Consider the following 19876-nt stretch of genomic DNA (forward strand, 5'->3'; position numbering starts at 1 on the left):
CCAGAACGTCGCCGCCCTGGAGCGACGACGCACGTGGTGATCACGCACGGCCGAGATCACGGCGAACATGCGTCGTCAGCCCGGACAGTCCCTATCCCGCGGCGAGAAGCTTGAGGAAGAAGACGCGGATGTCCTCGGCGAGCAGGTTCGGTACCTCCATCGCGGCGAAGTGGCCGCCGCGCTCGAACTCGGACCAGTGTCTGATGTCGTAGAGCCGCTCGGCCAGCGGCCGCACCGACTGCGTGATGTCGTACGGAAGGACGGCCACGCCGAGTGGAACCGGACACGGCGCGATCCCGCTCAGCGTGGCGTCATGATGCAGTCGCGCCGAGGAGGCCGCGGTCGCGGTGAGCCAGTACAGGGAGATGTCGGTGAGGATCCGGTCGTCGCTGACCGGTGAGCGGGGATCCGTCCACTGCGCGAAGCGCTCGGCGATCCAGGCCAGCTGGCCGACCGGTGAGTCGGTCAGCGCGTAGCCGATGGTCTGCGGGGTGGCGACTTGCAGGGCCTGGTACGGCGGGCGATTCGCCATGAGCTGACGGATCTTGTCGAGCCGTGCTTCGTCCTTTTCGGACAATTCGAGGCCGGCGTCCGGATCCGGCCGGGTCGGCAGGTAGTTGACGTGCACGCCGACGACCTGTTCGGGAGCGACCGCGCCGAGTGCGGTCGAGATGCCCGAGCCGAAGTCGCCGCCCTGTGCGCCGTAGCGCTCGTATCCGAGTCTGTGCATCAGTTCTGCCCAGGCTCGTGCGATGCGGAGGACGTCCCAGCCGCGTTCGTGGGTCGGACCGGAGAACCCGTAGCCCGGGATGGACGGGATCACCAGGTGGAAGTCGCGTGCCAGCGGCTCGATCACGTCGAGGAACTCCAGGAACGAACCGGGCCAGCCGTGGGTGAGGACCAGTGCGAGCGCGTCCGGGTTCGCGGACCGGACGTGGACGAAGTGGATGTTCTGGCCTTCGATTTCGGTGGTGAAGTGTGGAAGCTCGTTGAGCTCGGCTTCGTGTGCGCGCCAGTCGTAGCCGGTGCGCCAGTGTTCGGCCAGTTCCTTGAGGCGTGCCAGCGGGAAGCCGTAGTCCCAGCCGGCGTCGGTGACCTCGTTGGGCCAGCGGGTGCGGGACAAACGGTCGTGGAGATCGTCGAGGTCGGTCTGGGGGATGTCGATGCGGAAGGGCTTGATCACGGCCTTGGCTCCCAGCTGCTCATTCGGCGCCTAAATGTTCGGGCGACTAACGTTTGGTACCCGAACGATACCGCAATCGTTCGGGCTCCCAACGATTGGTTAGACTCGTCACATGGAGAACTCGTCCCAGGAGAGGGCCGCCCGGTGGCAGGGCCTGCCCAGCTGGCTGCTCACCCAGACCGCGAACCACGCGCATCGCCTGGTTACCGACGGGTTTTCCGCCGTCAACGCCCGGGGTTACCACTACCGCGTGCTGGCGACACTGGAGGAGTTCGGGCCCGCCAGTCAGGCGACGCTGGGCCGCCGCAGCGGAATCCACGTCAGCGAGATGGTCGCGACGATCAACGAACTCGCCGAACGTGAACTGGTCGAGCGCGCGCCGGATCCCGCCGATCGGCGGCGCAACGTCATCTCGCTGACCACCGCGGGCAAGCGGCAGCTGCGACGGCTGGAGAAGCAGCTGGCCGAGCGCCAGGACGAGCTGCTGGAACCGCTGTCACCCGGCGAGCGGGAGCGGTTCACCGAACTGTTGTCGAAGCTGCTGGGTCACCACGATCGGCGAACCGGCGAGGCCTGGGCCGACCAATCACAAGCCTAGACGATGGATTCCGTGGAAATCATGTGAAGCTCAGTGAGGCGCCCCGGACGAGGAGAAGAGGCCTGGCCCCGTTCCTCGTCGAGGTGGTCGCTTATCAGGCTGGCAGGGCGATCACAGGACGAGCATGAGTTTGCCGCCGGGCCGGCGTGATCGGCTGAGCTTGGCCGCTTCCTGGATCTGGTCGAGTGTGTAGGTGTGGGCGACCGGTACGACCAGGATGCCTTCGCCGGCGAGCCTGGCGAACTCATTCATCTGGTCGTAGCGGATCTCGGTGGTGATCCGGACGCCCAGTTCGGCCGCGGCGGCGAAGTCCGAGACGGTGAGGACACGGTCGGGATCCCCGGTCAGCTCGATCAAGGTCGGTAGCGAGCCGCCGACCGGACTGGGCTGGTCGGCGCGGTCGATCCGGCCCCCGGTCGGCGCGGTGTCCAGGGCGCGGTCCACGGGGCCCGGGGTCAATGCGCTGACGCGTTCGGCCATGCCCTCGCCGTAGGCGGTCACCTGGGCGCCGATTTCCTCCAGGGCGGCGGCCCGAGTCGGCCCGGCTGTGGCGATCACCCGAATACCCCGGTGCAGCGCGAAGCGCACCGCCGCTTCGCCCACGGTAGTGCCCGCACCGTGGACGAGCAGCAGTTCGCCCGGCTGGACGCCGAGGTCGTCGAGTGCGCGCCACGCCGTCTCGGCCGCCATCGGCAGCGCGGCGGCCTGCTCGGCGGTGACGCCCTCGGGAATGCGTGCCCAGGCCGGCATCAGCGCGTACTCGGCGGCGCCGGCGGTCGGTCCGTCGAAGGTGGCCGGGCCGAACACGCGGTCGCCGACCTGGACGCCGGTGACGCCCTCGCCGAGCGCCTCGACGGTGCCGGCGACCTCGAGGCCGAGCCCGCGCGGCAGCGGTGGCAGCTGGTCTGCGAGGAGACCGTCGACGACGTGCCAGTCGGCCGGTGTCAGGCCGCACGCCCGCACGGCGATGCGGATCTGGCCGGGCCCCGGCTCCGGCTGTGGGACGTCGCGGAGCACGATCACGTCCGGGGAGCCGAACCGGTCGAATTGCAGAGCCTTCATGACGATCTCCTACCTGATGACAGCATCTGTTGTCATTGGACCGTACCAGCTGATAACAGCTCCTGTTGTCGTATCCTGGTGGGTATGCCGCGATGGGAATCCGACGCACAGGGCCGACTCGAACGCGCGGCGCTCGAGCTGTTCGAGACGCAGGGGTTCGAGCGCACCTCGGTCGCGCAGATCGCAGGCGCCGCCGGTCTGAAGGAGCGCTCCTTCTATCGATATTTCCCCGACAAGCGGGAAGTCCTCTTCGCCGGCAACGAACTCGAGGCCCACCTTGTCGCCCAGGTCGAGGCGGCCGACCCGGGCCTCACCCCGATTGAGGCGCTGCTGACCGCGCTGGGAACCGCCGAGGAGATCTTCCGCCCACGCGAGTTCCTGCTGCGCCGGGGAAGAGTGATCGCCGCCAACCCGGCACTGGCCGAGCGCGATCTGATCAAGCTCGCCGACATCGCCGACGCGCTGGCACCGGCGCTCGAGCGCCGCGGCGTCGAGCGCGGCAAAGCACGCTTCATCATCGACGTGGTGCTGGCAATCCACCGGCGCGCCATGCCCCGCTGGCTGGCCGAGCCGGACACCACCCTCGCTCAGCTCATGGCCCAAGCCGCCGCCGAGCTGCGTGAGGCGGTCACACTGCCGGCTCCGAGAGTCCGCTGAGCCGACTGTTGCCTGCAGGTCAGGACCCCGGGTAGCGCTGGTTGACGTCGATGATCAGTCCGGGGTCGGCTGGTGTTCACGCAGCAGCGCGGTGACTTCGTCGCCGGTGACGGCGGGATGTGGCCGATGTGCCGGGCGCGCTGGACGGCGGCCTCGGAGCCCGCGCCGCGAACGGCTTCGACGGTCTTCTCGGCGTCGGCCGCGGAGCGCCGGCCTCGGCGAGGGTGGTGGAAGTTTCGACCGCAGGAGCGGGGGCGGTCGCTGGGAAACACAAGACCAGGTGGGGTCACAAACCTGGTTTGTGGTCTTCCCCACGTGCGTTGAACTGCGATTATCCACGATCGAACAGCGAAATAACTTCACATTGTGGACACTCTGAGCGTGCTCCGAGAAGTCGACGATCTTGATCAGCCCGCCGGTCCCGGGACGGCGCCCCGGCAGGGGCGTCCGGCGCGTGTGTTCGAGAGAGTTCTCGACCGGCTGGCCTGGTCGCCGTATCCGCGGGCGATCCTGCTGTATCTCGTGATCCGCACGGCCAGTGTCCAGTTGCTCGCCCTGCTGGCCGCCCGGCGCGGCGGGACGCTGACCGATCGGCTGACCGCGTGGGACGGGCAGTGGTATCTACGGTTGGCGGTGCACGGATACGCCGATCTGCCGGGGACGCTGGACGCGGCGAGGCAGCCGTATTCGGATGCGCCGATGGCGTTCTTCCCGCTGTATCCGAGGCTCGTCGAGGCGGTGATGTGGATCGGGCTCGACGTCGTGACGGCGGCGCTGGCGGTGTCGGTGCTGGCCGGTCTGGTGCTGGCGTGCGGGCTGATCCGGATCGGGCGGGCGGTGTCGGCGGATCGGGGTGACCGGACCGGTCTGCTGCTGGTGGCGTTGTGGGCCGGGGCGCCGATGGCGATCGTGTTCTCGATGGCTTACACGGAGGCTGTCTTCTGCGCGCTGGCGGTGTGGGCGCTGGTGTGTGTGCTGGAGCGGCGCTGGTTGTGGGCCGGGGCGTGCGCGTTCGCGGCCGGGTTGTCGAGGTCGACGGCGGTGGTGCTGGTCGCGGTGGTCGTCGTCGCGGCGCTGATCACGGCCTTCCGGCGTCCTGAGGAGCGGGTTCGAGCGCTGGCGGGCGCGGTGATCGCGCCGCTGGGGGTGGCGAGCTATCTGGGGTTCGTGGCCTACCGGACGGGGAGCTGGACCGGGTGGCAGGACATCGAGCTGCGGGGCTGGGACACCGAGTTCGATTTCGGGGCGGAGACCTGGGATTCGGTGCTGACGCGGTTGACCGCGGACGAGTCGGTGTTCTCCACGCTGACGGTGTTGTTCCTGCTCGGGGCGGTGGCACTGGCCGTGGTGGCGGTGTGCCTGCGGGTGCCGTGGCCGTTGACGCTCTACGGCGTCGGTGTGCTGTTGCTGGCCATCGGGACGCGGGGGCTGCCGGACGCGAAGATCCGGTTCATCCTGCCCGCGTTCCCGGTGCTGATCCCGATCGCGATCGGGCTGTCGAAGCGGCGGACGGCGACGGCGGTGGTGGCCGGGGCGGTGTGGGTGGTCTTGGGCGCGTGGTTCTCGGCTCACGCGCTGACGGCATGGCGCTACGCGATCTAGGCGGATTTCGGGGCTTCTTGGCCGGCAGGGCTCTGCCCGAAGAAGCAGTCCTCGATCCGATGCCCGTCGGCGATCTGGACGATGTCCGGGGTGTGGAAGAAGCGACGGAGGCACTCCACATCAGCATGTTCGGCGTGCCGGTCTAGCTCGCCTGCCTGGTCCGATGGTCGGCGACGTGGACCCGGGTCGCGCAGCGGGTGGAGCAAAACCGGCGGCGTCCGTTGCGGGAGACGTCGACGTAGACCGTTTCGCAGCCTTCGCGGGAGCAGACGCCGAAGCGGTCCGGGGCGTCGCAGACCAGATGCGCGAGCCCGCCCGCGGTGTAGGCGTGGACCCGGGGGACGGTTCCGGCGTGGGCGTCGACGTAGTGCAGGTGGGGAGCTTTGCCGTCGTGAGTGGAGATGTACGGCTTGGACGCGGAGTCGAACAGCAGGGCGTTGACGAGGTCGACACGCTCGGCCGCGTTCGCTTCGAAGACATGGCGGAGACGGCGGGTCCAGGCGAAGATTTCGGTCGCTTCGTGCTCCTGGACCGCGGCGACCGTCATGCGGTCCTTGAAGATCGCGGTCAGCTCGGCGGGGCCGGCGGCGTCGCCGAGGTTCACCAGTTCGGCGGCGATCTGCGCCGCCGCCCCGCCGTAAGGGTTGAAGTGCATTAACTCATTACAGCACGATGGGGGCATGGAAGCGAACAAATGCCCGCGGTGTGGGTGGCCGCTGGCCGAACTGCCCAGGAACGCGACGAATTCCCAGCGGGTCTCCCAGGGGAGCCTCGACTACATCCGGTGTCTGTGCGGGAGCTGGCTCGCTCGCGTCGACGGTGTCGTGCTCGGCGCGACGAAGTCCCAGCTGGGGCAGCCTCAGCTCTGACGGTGGCGCGCGTCGGCGAGCAGTTGCGCGAGCGCGTGCACGGGAGAGGTCTCCAGTTTGTGCCGGTGTGCGTCGTAGCGGTCGCGGGTGGTGCGGATGTCGGCGTGCCCCAGCAGGTCCTGGACCTTCTGGACCGGGACGTCGTTGGCCAGCAACAGGGTTCCGGTGGTCCGCCGCGCGGTGTGCGGGGAGATGGTGTTCGCTTCGCTGAGTCCGGCGGCGCGGGCCTGCGCGCGGAGGAGGAACCAGACATCGCGCTGTGCCAACGGTTTTCCGCCGGGTTTGGTGCTGTCGTAGCGGTGCGGCATGGTCGCGAGCAGTGGGCCGGTCAGCTCGTCGGGGCGGACACCGGTCCGGGCGGCACGCAGGTCGAGGTAGCGGCGCAGCGGATGCTGGGCGGCGGGGACGAGCGGGACGAAGTCGCGGTGGCCGCCTTTGGCGGTGTAACGCAGGATCGTGTGCCCGGCGTCGGTGTCGAGATCGCGCACGGTGGCGGTGGTCAGGCCGGAGACGCGCAAGCCGGTGTAGAACAGGATCGCGACGACGGCGGCGTCGCGCCAGGACGGTTCGGTGTCGTTGGCGCGGGCCCGGTTCTCCATGTGGTTGAGCAGTTTCGCCGTCGACTCGCCGCCCAGCGCCGGCAGCGGCGGGGTCTTGCCGGTCTTGGGCCGGTTGACCGCGGACACCGGATTGCGGTCGGCGATGTCGTTGGACTGCAGGTACCGGTACCAGCTGGAGATGCCGGCGAGGGTGCGCGCGACGGTCGAATCGGCCGCGGGCCGGGGCAGGCCATCCCTTCCGGTCACGGTGAGGGTGTTCTTCCAGGCGTCGACGTCGGCACGCCGGGCCGTCAGCGGGTCGAGCCCGGTGCGGGCGCACCAGCCGAGCCAGGCGGAGAGGTCGGCGTAGTAGGCGCGGCGGGTGTGGTCGGTCTTGTCGGTTTCGAGCCAGAGCGCGGTGATGTGCCGGATCGCGTACCGGTCGAGCGGGTCGGCAGGGGGGAGCGCGGGCAGCAGCGCGACGGCTTCGGCGAGGACCTGCCGCCGGTTCTCGGCCCTGGTCTCCGGCAGCCCCCGCGAGGTGGGCACGAGTTCGGCGGACATCGTGATCATCCTAGTCGCGGGGCGATCCCAGGCCCCGGCTCGTGACCGGCGTTTCGTCCTCTGGTTGCGGTCGTCGCGCGTGCGAGTACCGCAACTAGAGGACGAAACGCGGGAGGGGTCAGGTGTAGTACCCGGCTACGGGGACGCGGGCCTCGTCGAACAGCGCCGGTCCTTCCAGGCGCACCGACGGCGCGGTGGACGGCGGCTTGAGCGCGGTGATCTGCTCGGCCGACAGCGCGAACACGACTCGTCCCAGACCGGAGCGTTCGATGGCGCCCTGGCACATCCCGCACGGCTGGCAGCTGGTGTACATCGTCGTCCCCGCCGCGACGGCCGGTTCCAGCTCCCGCGCGGCCCAGACGGCGAGCTTCAGCTCCGGGTGCAGGCTGATGTCCGATTGCGACACCGTCGTGTTGTGGTCCTCGGCCAGCACCGTGCCTTCGGGGCCGACGAGGAGCGAACCGAACGGCGGGTCGCCGTCCACACGGGACTTGGCGGCCAGTTCGATGGCGCGGCGGAGGAATTTCTCGTCTTCTTCGGTCATCATCGGTCCTGTTCGGTTCGGTATCGGCCCAGTTCCCAGTGTGCGGCCACGGTCGCCAAAGCCTGCCAGGCGGCTTCCGGACGGAGGGTCTCTTCGGGGTCGCCGGAGAACGGGTCGAGCACGACCGTCTCGGCGCCGAGGTGGCGAAGCCGGTCGAGGTCGTCGACGATCTGCTCGATCGTGCCCTCCCCGGCGAGGCGGTCCGGCCCGGTGACCGGACGTCCGGTGATGTTCAGCAGGATCCGCGGGGTGAACGCGGGGACCGGCCGGTCGTGGGCGTCGGCGATGGCCTTGACCCTGGTGAGCGCTTCGGTGAGCCAGGGGAGCGTGGCCCGCAGCGGATGCCACGCATCACCGACCCGGACGGCGCGGCGGATCCCCGCGTCACTGTTTCCGCCGACCCAGATCGGGATGTCACCCGCCCGGTAGTCGGCGTCGTTCGCCCACGCCTTCCGCACGGTGTCGAGATGGCCGTCGGTCAGCCGTCCCCGCTGCTCGAACGGGACGTCGAGCGCTTCGAACTCCTGGCGGGCCCAGCCGGACGCGACGCCGAGCACGAGCCGTCCGCCGCTGAGCTGGTTCAGGTTCGCGGCCATCCGGGCGATCAGCAGCGGATGCCGGTACGGGACGATGAGCACGGTCGTGCCCAGCCGGATCCGGCTCGTCACGCCGGCGAGCCACGACAGCGTCGTGAACGGCTCGTAGAACGGCGCCGGGTACTGCTCGGCGACGTCGGGAGTGATGGCGACGTGGTCGGACACCATGAGCAGGTCGTAGCCGAGACCTTCGACCGTGGCGGCCCAGCCGCGGAGGATTCCGGGGTCGGCCCCCGGTCCGAAATTCGGGACGTTGACACCTATTCGCACAGGTCAAGGCTATCGGCGCGGCGGAAGTCCGGGAAGAGATCTTTCCCGGCGTAACGGGCTTCGCGCCGTGGATCTGCCGGTATTCTGGCCCGATGGCCGAGACTCTCGACGCGACGGACTGGGCGATCCTGGTCGAACTCCAGAAGGACGGGCGCCTCCCGCTCACCGAGCTGGGCAAGCGGGTCAGCCTGAGCGCGTCGGCGACGACGGACCGGGTCAAGCGACTGGAGTCGGCCGGGGTGATCACCGGCTATCGCGCCGACGTCGACCTCGAAAAGGCCGGGTACGTGGTGCTCGCGGTGGTGCGGCTGAAGTACCCGGGCAGTAAGCACGCGCCGCTGCACAAACTCCTGGCTGAACGGACCGAGATCCTCGAATGCCTCCGTACGACCGGTGACGACTGCTATTCGCTGAAGATCGCGGCGCCGTCGATGGGAAGGCTGGAGGAGATCGTCAACGAGCTGGCGCTGTTCGGGAGCACGAACACGAACATCGTCTACAACCAGACGCTGCCCTACCGGGGGCCGCAGGGCCCGTGACCACGACGGCCACGGGCCCCCGGATGTCAGCCTTGGGCGGATGAATTCCTTCGCCACCCGAACCATCGGCGCAGCGCCACGAGCAGCTCCTGCTGGTCTTCGCCCGCCCACGCCACGTGACCGTCCGGGCGCAGCAGCACGGCGGGCACCTCCAAGTCCCCACCGGCGTCGACGACATGGTCGACCCGATCTCCCCAGTCCTGTACCGAAAGCCGGCCGGTCCGGTCGAGCAGCAGGCCGCGGCCGCCGCGCATGAGCCCGTAGAGCCGCCCCAGGCCGAGTTCGAGGTCCCGCATCCGGCGGCCGAGCAGTTCGTGCCCGTCGCCGAAGTCGTAGCGGATCCCGGTCGCGGTGATCTTCTCGGTCAGGTACCGATTCACCTCTTCGAAGTCCATCAGTTCCGACAGCAGCCGCCGCACCGCCCGGGCGCCCGGATCGAGCGACATCAGCAGCATCTGCGCGCGAGTGTTGTTCAGGACGCCGTCGGCCACCGGATGCCGTTCGGAGTGGTAAGTGTCCAGCAAGTCCTCCGGCGCCCAGCCATCGATCGCCGCGGCCAGCTTCCAGCCGAGGTTGAAGGCGTCCTGAATACCGAGGTTGAGTCCTTGCCCGCCGACGGGCGGGTGGACGTGCGCGGCGTCGCCCGCCAGGAACACGCGGCCGACCCGGTAGCGCTCGGCCAGCCGGGTCGCGTCACCGAACCGGGACAGCCAACGTGGGGAACGCACGCCGAAGTCGGTCCCCGCGGTGGCGACGAGTTGCCGTTTGAACTCGTCGAACGACGGCGGGACCCGGGGATCCTCGCTCACTCCGTCGGCGGGAACGACGACCCGGTACACCCCGTCCCCGATCGGGCCCGCGCCGAAACGCAACTGGGTCTTGCGGACCTCGGTCATCACCGCGAGCACGGTCTCCTGGTCCGCGGTCAGCTCCATCTCGCCGAGCAGTGTCTCGACCGTGGTCGGCTCGCCGGGGAACTCGACGCCGAGGAGCTTGCGCATCGTGCTGCGGCCGCCGTCGCAGCCGACGAGGTAACGCGAGCGCAGCCGCGTCCCATCGGCCAGTTCGACGTCCACCCCGTCTTCGTCCTGGCTCAGCCCGGTCACCTCGCGCCCGCGCCGGATCTCGACGCCCACCTCGGTGGCGTGTTCGAGCAGCAGCCGGTCGGTGACGGGCTGGGGAATACCGAGGACGTAGGCGTGCGTGCTGTCCAACGACGACGACGGTTTGACGATGCCCGCGAAGTACCCCCTGATCGGCGCCTGCTTGCCGTGCTCCAGAAATCGCTCCAGCAGACCCCGCTGGTCCATCACCTCGATGCTGCGCGCGTGCAGGCCCAGCGAGCGGACGACCTTGGTCGGCTCCGGATCCCGCTCCAGGACGACCACCCGGACACCGTGCAGCCGCAGTTCGGCGCCCAGCATCATGCCGGTCGGCCCGCCACCGGCGATGATCACGTCGATCAAAGTTTCCCCCTGTGTTCTCGTTGCCACGGCGGGAGATTCTGCGGTATGCCAGGGGGCTTGCCGCAAGCCCCGGGGTGCGCTATACGTTGGAAGTGGCAGGGAGAGGCCCTTCCAAGCAGTCTCCTTACGCAGGCCGCGCACTCGTCATCGGGACAAAAGCCGACCGCCTCGATGTCGGCGTCCACGCCAAAGCAGTCGGGATCCAACTCGATCATCATCGTCGTTCCGCGGCGACGGGACGCGGTGACTGCCTCGGGCGGGCTGATCGGGCGCAGTCCTGCCAGTTCCTGGCGCAGGCAGCGCCCGCCACACCTCCATGACGGTTCGGCGACTCAAGGCCGCGGCGGCCATCAGTTCGCCCCAGCAGCGCTCCGCCCGGCAGACTTGGTCGTCGGTGATCGAGAAGGAGAGATCACCGAGGATCTCGACTACCACCTCGGCTCGACGAGGGAGACACCGAACGAAGTACATTCCCGGTCAGCGGTGAACAGACTCGTCTAATCCGACGACCGTGATGTCGGCACCGCGGTACCCGCCCTGTCGCACAACACAATTCCACGTCGTCCGACCGTACGGCAGGTCGAGAAGAACGCGTCGAAAGGCGGCGTGAAGCGCATACGGGTTGGTTTCACAACCTGAGGGCGATGGTGGCGACCGACACCGAACGGCACATCCCCGCAGTCATCACGAACTTGTTCGTAACGAACATGTTCGTTACAGTGGTCGTATGGCACCAGACAAGAGCCGCCGGGAGCGACCGGCCAAACCCGCGCTGAGCCGCGACGGCATCGTGGCCGCCGCTGTCGGGATCCTGCGTGAGGAAGGCCTGCGGAAGGTCACGATGCGCCGCCTGGCACAGGAACTCGACACCGGCGCGGCCTCCCTCTACGTCTACGTCCGCAACACCGCCGAACTGCACGCGGCGATCCTGGACGAACTCCTCGGCACGATTCCCGAACCGTCCTCCGAAGGCGGCTGGCGAGACCGGCTCGAGCGACTCCTCGCGGCCTACACCTCGACACTGCTCGAATACCCCGGGCTCGCCCTGTCCGCATTGGTGGCCCGCCCGAGCGGCGAGAACTATCTCGCCCTGGTCGAGAACCTGCTCGCGCTCCTCGCCGAGGGTGGCGTGCCGCCCGAACGCCGCGCCTGGGGCATCGACATCCTCTTGCAGCACGCCACGGCGACCGCGGCCGAGCACGCCGACCAGGAATCCCACGACGACTGGGACGCACTCGCCCGCGCCGTGCGGGACGCCGACGAGACGACCCATCCACAGATCGCCGCCCACGCGGCCGACCTGCTCGCCGGACATCCCGCGCAGCGGTCGTCCTGGGGCTTCCAGGTGCTGATCACCGGAATCACCCGGACCGCCGTGCCACCCGAAAGGAACCCGGAATGACCACACGTCACCCCATCGCGATCATCGGCGCGGGACTCGGCGGGCTCACCCTGGCCCGCGTCCTGCACGTCAACGGCATCGAAGCCGCCGTGTTCGACCTGGACGCCTCACCGTCCGCCCGGACGCAAGGCGGCATGCTCGACATCCACGAGGAATCCGGTCAGGAAGCACTCCGGGCCGCCGGTCTCCACGAGGAATTCCGCGCGCTCGTGCACCCCGGTGGCGAGGCCATGCGCATCCTCGACCAGCACGCCGTCGTGCATCTCGACGAGGCCGACGACGATGACGGCGGCCGTCCCGAAATCGCCCGTGGAGACCTGCGTGACCTCCTGCTCGGCTCACTGCCCGAAGGCACGGTGCGCTGGGGCGCCAAGATCACCGGTGCCCGCCCGCTCGGCGGCGGCGAGCACGAGGTCACCCTGGCCGACGGGACGACCTTCACCACGGGCCTGCTGATCGGCGCCGACGGCGCGTGGTCCAAGGTCCGGCCCCTGGTCTCCGACGCGGAACCGGCCTACGAGGGCGTTTCCTTTGTGGAGGTCCACCTCCACGACGCCGAGAACCACCACCCCGCGAACACCGCGCTCGTCGGAGGCGGCATGTTCTTCGCACTCGGTGCGGGCAAAGGTTTCCTGGCCCACTACGACTCCACGGGCAGCCTGCACGTCTACATCGCGCTGAAGACCGCCGAAGACTGGATCTCCACGATCGACTTCAGCGACACCGCCGCCGCGAAGACCGCGGTGCTGGAGCACTTCGGCGACTGGGACGCGCGACTGCGGGCGCTGATCACCGACGCGGACGGCGCCCTCACCCCGCGGCCGATCCACGCGCTGCCGACCGGCCACCGCTGGGACCGCGTCCCCGGCGTCACCCTCCTCGGTGACGCCGCCCATCTGATGTCGCCGTTCGCCGGTGAGGGCGCCAACCTCGCCATGCAAGACGGCGCCGAACTCGGCCTTGCCCTCGCCACTCATCCCGGTGACGCCGAAGCCGCGCTCGGCACGTACGAGCAGGCGTTGTTCCCGCGCAGCGAGGCCTCGGCGACCGAGTCCGCCCAAAGCCTGCTCGTCTGCTTCGCCGAAGACTCCCCGAAGCCCCTGCTGGAATTGTTCGCGTCGTACCGCTGAGGGGGAGCCAGTGATGGACACTGGGTGGCCGGAAGAATGCCGGCGGGCTCCTCACCGACGGCGAGGCGGACCGATCGGAGTTCCTGGCAGGCATCGCGGCGCAGTGGTCACGGCTCGATCTTGGCGAATACCCGTTCGTGCACAAGGTGGCGACACAGCTCCGCGAGCAATCTTCGCTAAACCGGATCGAGCCTCATGCCGGTTCGTGCTGGGAGCGCCGGGCGTAGGCGCGGGCGGCGCGAGCCCGGTCCCCACAGCGGACCGAGCACCACTGACGCCGTCCGTTGCGCAGGAAGAACCGGGTACAGGGAGCCGATCCGCAGGCGGCGATCCGCTCGGCGTCGGGCCCGGTGAGCAGGTCCGCGGCGTTGGCGGCGAGCGTTGCCAGCGCGTGTTCGACGATCTGCGTGATCGGATGCGACGCGGTGCGGTACAGCCCCCGGGCCGGGTCCCAGTGCAGGAGTTCCGCCGTGGGGGCTTTGCTCAGCGCGTCGTTGACGGCGTTGAGCGCGCTCTGCGGAGCCGGTTCCGAGCAGGACCGCGCGGCGAGCAGCACCCGCACCTGCTCGCGCAGCGAACGGACCAGCGACGCGCACATTTCCCGCAGCCCGGCGTCGATCGGCGCGAGTCCCCTGTCGGCGAGCCAGCCCGTCGCGGCGGACGGGCTGCCGAGGAGATCGACGAACTGCCCGCCGGGTAGCGCGATCGCGGTGTTGGCGAGGGCGAGCGCGGCGTACTGTTCCGCGCCCGGCGCGGGCGGCGGGACAGCGGCGTCGAGATCGGTACCGGCGGTGTCGTCCACGGCCTCATGGTAGGCGTCCGCCATGTCCTCACGGAAACAGTTGCACTCTTCCGTGAGAACAGGCTAGCGTCGCTCACGGAAAGCACCCAGTCTATCCGTGAGGTGAAAGATGGCAGCCAGCGAGCAGTTCTCCGTCCGGGTCTTCGGCGGACCGACCGCGCTGATCGAGTACGGCGGCCTGCGGTTCCTGACCGACCCGACCTTCGACGAGCCCGGCCACTACGAGGGACCCGATGGAAGACCCGGCCTGACCAAGACGGCCCCGCCTTCGGCGAAACCCGCCGACCTCGGCCGCGTCGACGCCGTCCTGCTGTCCCATGACGAGCACCCCGACAACCTCGACCACTCCGGCCGGGCGCTGCTGGCCGACGTGCCGTTGACGCTCACCACGCCCAGTGGCGCGGGACGGCTGGGCGGCACGGCGAAAGGGCTGGAGACCTGGGAGGCGGTCGACCTGCCCCGGCCGGACGGGGCAGTGGTGACCGTGACCGCCGCGCCGGCGCTCCACGGACCGGAAGGCGCGGAGAAGGCCACCGGCGAGGTCGTCGGCTTCGTGCTCACCGCGCGGGACCTGCCGACCGTCTACGTCAGCGGCGACAACGCCTCGCTCGACGCCGTCCGGCAGGTCGCCGACCGGTTCGGCCCGGTCGACGCCACCGTGCTCTTCGCCGGGGCCCCGAGGCTGAAGCCGGTTTTCGACGGCGCCCTGCTCGTGCTCGACAGCGCTCTGGCCGTCGAGGCGACGAAAATCCTCGGCGCCCGCACGGTCTTCCCCGTGCACATCGACAGTTGGGGCCACTTCACCGAAAGCCGCGACGACGTGGTGGCCGCGTTCACCGCCGCCGGTCTGGCGGATCGGCTGCGGTTCGGCTGACAGGGGAGACGACGACGCCGAGCCGGACCTGCGCACCCACGAGGGATACGACTGGGTCTACGTTCTCAACGGCACGCTCCGCCCGGTCCTCGGCGAGCACGGCCTCCTCCTCGAAAGGAAGTACCGTCATTCCCACCACGACAGTGCAGATCCCCACCCCGGACGGTCAGGCCGACGCCATCGCCGCCTCCCCGGACGGCGACGGGCCGCACCCGGGCGTCCTCCTCTACCCGGACGCCTTCGGGCCGCGACCCGTCCTCCGGGAGATGGCCACCGAACTGGCCGGGCACGGCTACTACGTCCTCGTCCCCAACGTCTTCTACCGCCACCGCCCGGCACCGGTATTCGACCTCCCCGAGCACATCACCGCCGAAAACCGGTCCGGGCTCTTCGGCGAGATCATGCCCTTGGTCGACGCGCACACCGCCGAACGCACCCTGCGCGACGCCGAGGCCTTCCTCCGCTTTCTCACCACCCGGCCCGACGTCGGTGCCGGACCTGTCGCCGCGATCGGCTACTGCATGGGCGCCGTCCTCGCGATGCGCACCGCGACCGCCCACCCCGGCCAGGTGGCCGCCGTCGCCGGATTCCACCCCGGAGCACTGGTCACCGACGCACCCGACAGCCCGCACCGCCAGATCCCGAACCTCACCGCCCAAGTCCACCTCGGCCTCGCCGAGAACGACATGACGCCCGAAGCCATCGCCGAGATCAGCCAGGCGTTCGACACCGCAGGCGTCGGCTACACCTGCGAGATCTACCCCGGCACCGTCCACGGCTTCACCATGTCCGACACCGAAGCCTTCGACCCCGAGGGATCCCGGCGCCACTGGGACCGGCTGCTCGACCTCCTCAGCCGCACTCTGACCTAGAGCCGTTCGATCCAGACATCGCGGAACCCGGGTTCTCCGTTCCTGGAGGTAGACGCCGCCGGTCACGGAAGCCGCCTCGCTGCGGTCTCGCGTTCACCACGAGTCCGGGCACCGACGCTCGCGTTTTCGTGGCGCGGAACCAACCCGATCGAGCGACCCGGACCGCGGCTACCGGCCGACGGACACTTCGCGAGCGGGGCTTTCCTCGAAGGGGAACCGGTCACCGAAGGCGGGTTTGAGATCACTCAGCCAGACCGCGGCAGGGTCGTATTCGGCGTAGAAGGGCTTGCCGACCAGGTCGGGATCGCGAGCCTGGATCAAATGCAAGGCGAACACCTTACGGCCCGCCAGTTCGGCCACCCCGTCCACGCAGACCTTGCCCGCCGTGGTCGACATGGAGGGTCCCCGCACGGTCCGCGCCAGGCCGGAGACCGCGGCATAGGCACCGCGGAATATCTCGTGCGCGCGCACCAGCGGCACCGCGAAGTAGTCCGCAGGACCGGTGTCGCGCTCCACGAACATGTAGTACGGGACCATGCCCAGGCGCACCTGCCTGCGCCACATCGATTCCCACACCTCCGGCGAATCGTTGATGGACCGGATCAGCGGTGCCTGGGTGCGGACGACGGCCCCGGTGCTCCGGATCCTGGCGATCGCCTGCTCCACGATCGGGGTTTCGAGCTCTCGCGGATGAGAGAAGTGGGCCATCAGGGCCAGGTTCTTGCCCGAGCGGACGACCTGCTCGAAAAGCGCGAGCAGGTCCGCGGCGTCCGGGTCGGTCACGAACTTGCGCGGCCAGAACGCCAGAGCCTTGGTACCGACCCGGACAGACTCGATCTGCCCGAGCGCGAGCAAAGGTTCCACATACTGCCGCAGCACCGACGCGCTCATGATCATCGCGTCGCCACCCGTGATCAGCACGTTGGTGACCTCGGGGTGGGCGAGCAGGTAGTCGACGAGTGCCTGGACGCCACCGTCGGCCGCGATCCGCAAGCCAGGTTCACCGACGAACTGCGGCCAACGAAAGCAGTACGTGCAATAGGCGTGGCAGGTCTGCCCCTGGCGGGGGAAGAACAGCACCGTCTCGCGGTACTTGTGTTGCATGCCCTCCAGCACGTGCCCGTCCATGACCGGGCTGTTGAGCTGCACCTGACCCGCCGGATGCGGGTTGAGCCGCATCCGCACCCGATGGGCGGCCTGCTGGACCTCGTGTTGCGGTGCGGCGCGTCGCAGCAGGCCGGCGATATGGGCGACGTCCTCCTCCGGCAGCATGTCCTTCTGCGGGAACATCAGCCGGTATATCGGGTCGTCGGGGGCCGACGACCAGTCGATCAGCTCATCGACCACGTAGTTGTTGGTCCGGAACGGCAAGACTTCCGCCACGGCTCGCACCGCCAGCCGCTCGTCGGGCGGCAGCCCCGCCCGGGCGGTCAGCTGGTCCAGGTGTCTCGCGGTGAAGGCACGGAATCCGCGCTTCATGGAGGTTGTCTGGGTGGTATCCATCAGGGTCACGTGCGCACCTTCACTCCGCTGACGAAGGCCGCGAAGCCCTCTTCAATCCTGGACGGCTCCCGCGCCACGTGGGGCAGGGTCGGCGAGTCGGCGCAGTGAGAGCGTCTTCGCTGCTCAGCGTTCATGGTCGTCGTGTTCCTCCTCGAGAAAAGAGCGTCAAGAAAGCCATCGCGATAGCCGCCGCGCGGCGACCCGCCGGAAAGGCCTTGCTGGTCAGTCGACTGACAACGACACCAGCGGTATCAGCGATGCTTGAATTGTGGAGTGCGTTTGGCGAGGAAGGCGTCCATACCTTCGTGCTGGTCTTCCGTGCCGAACAACGCATGGAACATGCGCCGCTCGTAGGTCAGCCCCTCGGACAGCGCGCCTTCGAACGCCCTGTTCACGCATTCTTTGGCGAGCATCACACTGGGCATGCCCAGGCCGCAAATGGTGTCGGCCGCGCTCAACACCTCCTGCATCAGCTCGTCGGCGGCCACCACACGCGACACGAGCCCGGCGCGCTCGGCCTCGGCGGCATCCATCATCCGGCCGGTCAACACCATGTCCATCGCCTTGGCCTTGCCGACTGCCCGCGGAAGCCGCTGCGTCCCGCCGGCGCCAGGCACGAGGCCTACCGTGAGCTCGGGCTGCCCGAACCTGGCTGTATCGGCGGCGATGATGAAGTCCGCCATCATCGCCACCTCACAGCCGCCGCCGAGTGCGTAGCCGGCCACCGCGGCGATGACGGGCTTCCTTACTCGGCCCAGCGTTTCCCAGTTGCGCGAGATGAAGTTGGCTTTGTAGACCTTAATGAAGTCGTAGTCCGCCATCTCCGCGATATCGGCTCCAGCGGCGAATACTTTGTCGGTACCCGTCAGCACAATGCAGCCGATGCTCTCGTCCTGGTCGAAGGCCAGCAGCGCCGCCCCCAGCTCGTCCATGACCCGGTCGTTCAGGGCATTCATCTGCTTCGGCCGGTTGAGCTGGACCAGGCCGGTCTTCAGCGGACCTTCGCCGTGCACACTGACGAGTAGGTGTTCGTAGGGCATGCCGTTCCTCCTGGGCTCCGGGGTCAGGCGGGCCGACCGCTATATCCGTCGTACGATCGGCTCACGATCAGCGGCCGGACGCTGCATCAGGTTCACTCCCGCGGCGGCCGCCAGCAATACCGGCGACACCCAGAAGCCGGCAGAGATGTTCCCGGTGGCGTCGGAAATCGCCCCCGCCAACATCGGGGAGACGGCCTGCCCGAACGCGAACGCGACAGTCAGCAACGCGATGGCCGCCGTCCACGACGAGACCGGCAGCTGCCGCTGTGCCACGATGGTGATCGCGGTCGGACCTGCCAAGAAGCTGCCCCCGAAAAGAATCGCGGACAGGAACATCGCCGCCGGACTCGTGGGAAAGACAAGAACAGGCAACGTGCCCAGCATGACCGTCGCGAACACCATGGACGGCCCCCGGGACTCCCGAATGGCCCCGAGCAACTTTCCCCACAGCAGGGTCGCCACGGCCGACACAAGCCCCAGCACGGACCAGAACCAGATCACCTGTCCGCTGCTGCGGCCCTGCTCCTGCAACAGCGCGATGATGAACGTCATGTAGCCGACATAGCCGGCTCCGAACAGCCCGTACCCGATGAACGTGGGCGCGATCCGGCGGAATTCCCGGCCTCCCAGCAAGGCGATGCGGCCGCCCGCAGGTTCTCGCACACTACGGGCGGCCCACCAAGCTGCCGGCAGGCACGCGGCGCCGATGAGGCCGAGAACAATCCACCCCTCTGGCCACTGCTGCACGCCGCTGCCCAGAACGATGGGAATGGCCACGCCGGCCAGGAGAATGCCGACACCAACGCCCGCGACATAGAGACCGACAAGGGTGCCGCGTCGGCGCGGATCCTGCGCCGGGCAGATCGCGGACGCCAATCCGGCACCCAGGATGAAGGTGAGAGCCGTCGAACCGCCTCCGATGGTCCGCAAGGCTATGAGGGCGAACACATCTGTGGTGGTCGCGGTCACCAGCAGAATCACGACACTCACGGCGAAACCCAGGAGAAACGCACGCGCCATGCCCCAGCGATAAGCGATCCATGCCGCTACGAGTGCACCCACGATGTACCCCGCGCCGTTCGCGGTGTTCATCGCGCCGGCTTCGACGTACGTCCATCCCAGATCCGCACGCATCGGCGGCAGCAGCAAGCCGTAAGAGAACCGGGAGAGCCCTAAAGCGACCGCCGCACCCCCGGACAACCCCAGCGCTGTGATGACCTCCCTCCGCATTCGCTTTCGACTGTCGTCGGCTTTCGGGGGTGAATCTGCTGCCACTGCCCATTACCTCAAGACACGGTTCGAAGAAATATCACCAGGCTTGACGAAATATTACCGCTCGCCGTTACGGAGCGGTCTTTTCCACTGTGGCGAGGGGCTTGGTGTCGTTCACGACGAAGAAGCACAGCACCTTCAACGGATCAGGGCCGGGCACCTTCGCGTAATGCACGGCGTCGGCGGGAATCGTATAAGAACTGCCGAGTACTTGATGCTGGTCAGGCTGGCCTTCGATGCACAAGTAGAACTCGCCACCGATCACGTAGCCGGTCTCGATACCGGGATGGGTGTGCGGAGACGCGCTCGTGCCGGCCGGGACCTCGATGATGCTCGTGTTGAGAACGTAGCCATCGGGGAATTCGGTCTTCTCCAAAAGCGTCCGCTTGATGTTTCCCTGGACATGTACAGCGTCTGTCGTTGTCCCGACGTTCGGTACGTTGGATGCTTTGACGTCTGGCATGCTTCTCCTCCTGGGGCGGTTGCCTGCAT

General features: G+C 68.5%; 22 protein-coding genes. 10 read left to right on the top strand and 12 right to left on the bottom strand.

The window, feature by feature from the left end; translation table 11 throughout:
* Positions 1-91: 91 nt before the first annotated feature.
* Positions 92-1183, bottom strand: a complete 1092-nt coding sequence (locus BS329_RS34875; protein ID WP_076166904.1) for an epoxide hydrolase family protein — start codon at positions 1181-1183, stop codon at positions 92-94.
* A gap of 112 nt (positions 1184-1295) precedes the next feature.
* On the opposite strand from BS329_RS34875, the gene BS329_RS34880 reads away from it, so the two are divergent.
* Positions 1296-1781 (top strand): MarR family winged helix-turn-helix transcriptional regulator, encoded by a 486-nt coding sequence (locus BS329_RS34880; protein ID WP_076166907.1) that lies wholly within the window; start codon positions 1296-1298, stop codon positions 1779-1781.
* A gap of 111 nt (positions 1782-1892) precedes the next feature.
* Here the strand turns inward: BS329_RS34880 and BS329_RS34885 are convergent, their stop codons facing one another.
* The gene (locus BS329_RS34885; protein WP_076166910.1) at positions 1893-2843 is read right to left on the bottom strand and encodes an NADP-dependent oxidoreductase; all 951 of its coding nucleotides are present in this window, start codon (positions 2841-2843) and stop codon (positions 1893-1895) included.
* A gap of 84 nt (positions 2844-2927) precedes the next feature.
* Here BS329_RS34885 and BS329_RS34890 point away from each other — a divergent pair, with 84 nt between their 5' ends.
* From BS329_RS34890 to BS329_RS45270, 3 genes are all read left to right on the top strand, one after another.
* The gene (locus BS329_RS34890) at positions 2928-3500 is read left to right on the top strand and encodes a TetR/AcrR family transcriptional regulator (RefSeq protein ID WP_076166913.1); all 573 of its coding nucleotides are present in this window, start codon (positions 2928-2930) and stop codon (positions 3498-3500) included.
* Between the two features lie 366 nt (positions 3501-3866).
* Positions 3867-5102 (top strand): hypothetical protein, encoded by a 1236-nt coding sequence (locus tag BS329_RS34895; protein ID WP_076166915.1) that lies wholly within the window; start codon positions 3867-3869, stop codon positions 5100-5102.
* Between the two features lie 17 nt (positions 5103-5119).
* Complete coding sequence (locus BS329_RS45270) at positions 5120-5248, top strand: hypothetical protein (protein ID WP_279628239.1); 129 nt, start codon at positions 5120-5122, stop codon at positions 5246-5248.
* Here the strand turns inward: BS329_RS45270 and BS329_RS34900 are convergent.
* Positions 5245-5757: a CGNR zinc finger domain-containing protein gene (locus tag BS329_RS34900; protein ID WP_076166918.1), complete on the bottom strand. Its 513-nt coding sequence runs from the start codon at positions 5755-5757 to the stop codon at positions 5245-5247. The two genes, BS329_RS45270 and BS329_RS34900, sit on opposite strands and share 4 nt — an antisense overlap.
* Positions 5758-5782: 25 nt before the next feature.
* Between BS329_RS34900 and BS329_RS34905 the strand changes: the two genes are divergently transcribed.
* Complete coding sequence (locus BS329_RS34905) at positions 5783-5971, top strand: hypothetical protein (protein ID WP_076166921.1); 189 nt, start codon at positions 5783-5785, stop codon at positions 5969-5971.
* Here the strand turns inward: BS329_RS34905 and BS329_RS34910 are convergent.
* The 3 genes from BS329_RS34910 to BS329_RS34920 all read right to left on the bottom strand — a co-directional run bounded on the left by BS329_RS34910 (position 5962) and on the right by BS329_RS34920 (position 8484).
* Entirely contained in the window at positions 5962-7074 is a 1113-nt protein-coding gene (locus tag BS329_RS34910; protein ID WP_158075856.1) for a tyrosine-type recombinase/integrase, read from the bottom strand. The genes BS329_RS34905 and BS329_RS34910 overlap by 10 nt on opposite strands.
* Before the next feature lie 118 nt (positions 7075-7192).
* Positions 7193-7618: a nucleoside deaminase gene (locus BS329_RS34915; protein WP_076166928.1), complete on the bottom strand. Its 426-nt coding sequence runs from the start codon at positions 7616-7618 to the stop codon at positions 7193-7195.
* Complete coding sequence (locus BS329_RS34920; protein WP_076166931.1) at positions 7618-8484, bottom strand: TIGR03619 family F420-dependent LLM class oxidoreductase; 867 nt, start codon at positions 8482-8484, stop codon at positions 7618-7620. Before BS329_RS34920 ends, BS329_RS34915 begins: the two co-directional genes overlap by 1 nt.
* A 92-nt stretch (positions 8485-8576) precedes the next feature.
* On the opposite strand from BS329_RS34920, the gene BS329_RS34925 reads away from it, so the two are divergent.
* Positions 8577-9023 carry an Lrp/AsnC family transcriptional regulator gene (locus tag BS329_RS34925; RefSeq protein WP_076166934.1) on the top strand — a complete coding sequence of 149 codons (447 nt, stop codon included), beginning with the start codon at positions 8577-8579 and terminating at the stop codon, positions 9021-9023.
* Between the two features lie 26 nt (positions 9024-9049).
* Here the strand turns inward: BS329_RS34925 and rox are convergent, their stop codons facing one another.
* The gene (gene rox / locus BS329_RS34930; protein WP_076166937.1) at positions 9050-10489 is read right to left on the bottom strand and encodes a rifampin monooxygenase; all 1440 of its coding nucleotides are present in this window, start codon (positions 10487-10489) and stop codon (positions 9050-9052) included.
* 727 nt (positions 10490-11216) lie between these two features.
* Here rox and BS329_RS34935 point away from each other — a divergent pair.
* Both BS329_RS34935 and BS329_RS34940 read left to right on the top strand, forming a co-directional pair.
* The gene (locus tag BS329_RS34935) at positions 11217-11891 is read left to right on the top strand and encodes a TetR/AcrR family transcriptional regulator (protein ID WP_076166940.1); all 675 of its coding nucleotides are present in this window, start codon (positions 11217-11219) and stop codon (positions 11889-11891) included.
* Positions 11888-13021 (top strand): FAD-dependent oxidoreductase, encoded by a 1134-nt coding sequence (locus BS329_RS34940; protein WP_076166943.1) that lies wholly within the window; start codon positions 11888-11890, stop codon positions 13019-13021. The genes BS329_RS34935 and BS329_RS34940 overlap by 4 nt, the downstream gene beginning before the upstream one ends.
* Positions 13022-13214: 193 nt before the next feature.
* Here BS329_RS34940 and BS329_RS34945 read toward each other — a convergent pair whose 3' ends face one another.
* Entirely contained in the window at positions 13215-13847 is a 633-nt protein-coding gene (locus BS329_RS34945; protein WP_076166946.1) for a CGNR zinc finger domain-containing protein, read from the bottom strand.
* Between the two features lie 85 nt (positions 13848-13932).
* Here BS329_RS34945 and BS329_RS34950 point away from each other — a divergent pair, with 85 nt between their 5' ends.
* Together BS329_RS34950 and BS329_RS34960 are read left to right on the top strand one after the other, a co-directional pair.
* Positions 13933-14697 (top strand): MBL fold metallo-hydrolase, encoded by a 765-nt coding sequence (locus BS329_RS34950; protein WP_076166947.1) that lies wholly within the window; start codon positions 13933-13935, stop codon positions 14695-14697.
* 128 nt (positions 14698-14825) lie between these two features.
* Positions 14826-15569 (top strand): dienelactone hydrolase family protein, encoded by a 744-nt coding sequence (locus BS329_RS34960; RefSeq protein WP_076167169.1) that lies wholly within the window; start codon positions 14826-14828, stop codon positions 15567-15569.
* Positions 15570-15737: 168 nt separating this feature from the next.
* Here BS329_RS34960 and BS329_RS34965 read toward each other — a convergent pair whose 3' ends face one another.
* The 4 genes from BS329_RS34965 to BS329_RS34980 all read right to left on the bottom strand — a co-directional run bounded on the left by BS329_RS34965 (position 15738) and on the right by BS329_RS34980 (position 19847).
* A complete protein-coding gene (locus tag BS329_RS34965) occupies positions 15738-17048 on the bottom strand; it encodes a KamA family radical SAM protein (RefSeq protein WP_208619322.1) in 1311 nt (436 codons plus the stop codon).
* Positions 17049-17323: 275 nt separating this feature from the next.
* Positions 17324-18112 carry an enoyl-CoA hydratase gene (locus tag BS329_RS34970; protein WP_076166950.1) on the bottom strand — a complete coding sequence of 263 codons (789 nt, stop codon included), beginning with the start codon at positions 18110-18112 and terminating at the stop codon, positions 17324-17326.
* A 39-nt stretch (positions 18113-18151) separates the two neighbouring features.
* Positions 18152-19342, bottom strand: a complete 1191-nt coding sequence (locus tag BS329_RS34975; protein WP_076166954.1) for a YbfB/YjiJ family MFS transporter — start codon at positions 19340-19342, stop codon at positions 18152-18154.
* 112 nt (positions 19343-19454) lie between these two features.
* The gene (locus tag BS329_RS34980) at positions 19455-19847 is read right to left on the bottom strand and encodes a cupin domain-containing protein (RefSeq protein ID WP_076166957.1); all 393 of its coding nucleotides are present in this window, start codon (positions 19845-19847) and stop codon (positions 19455-19457) included.
* Between the last annotated feature and the right edge of the window lie 29 nt (positions 19848-19876).

Origin of the sequence: Amycolatopsis coloradensis, from assembly GCF_001953865.1 — a bacterium.
GTDB classification, from domain to species: domain Bacteria; phylum Actinomycetota; class Actinomycetes; order Mycobacteriales; family Pseudonocardiaceae; genus Amycolatopsis; species Amycolatopsis coloradensis.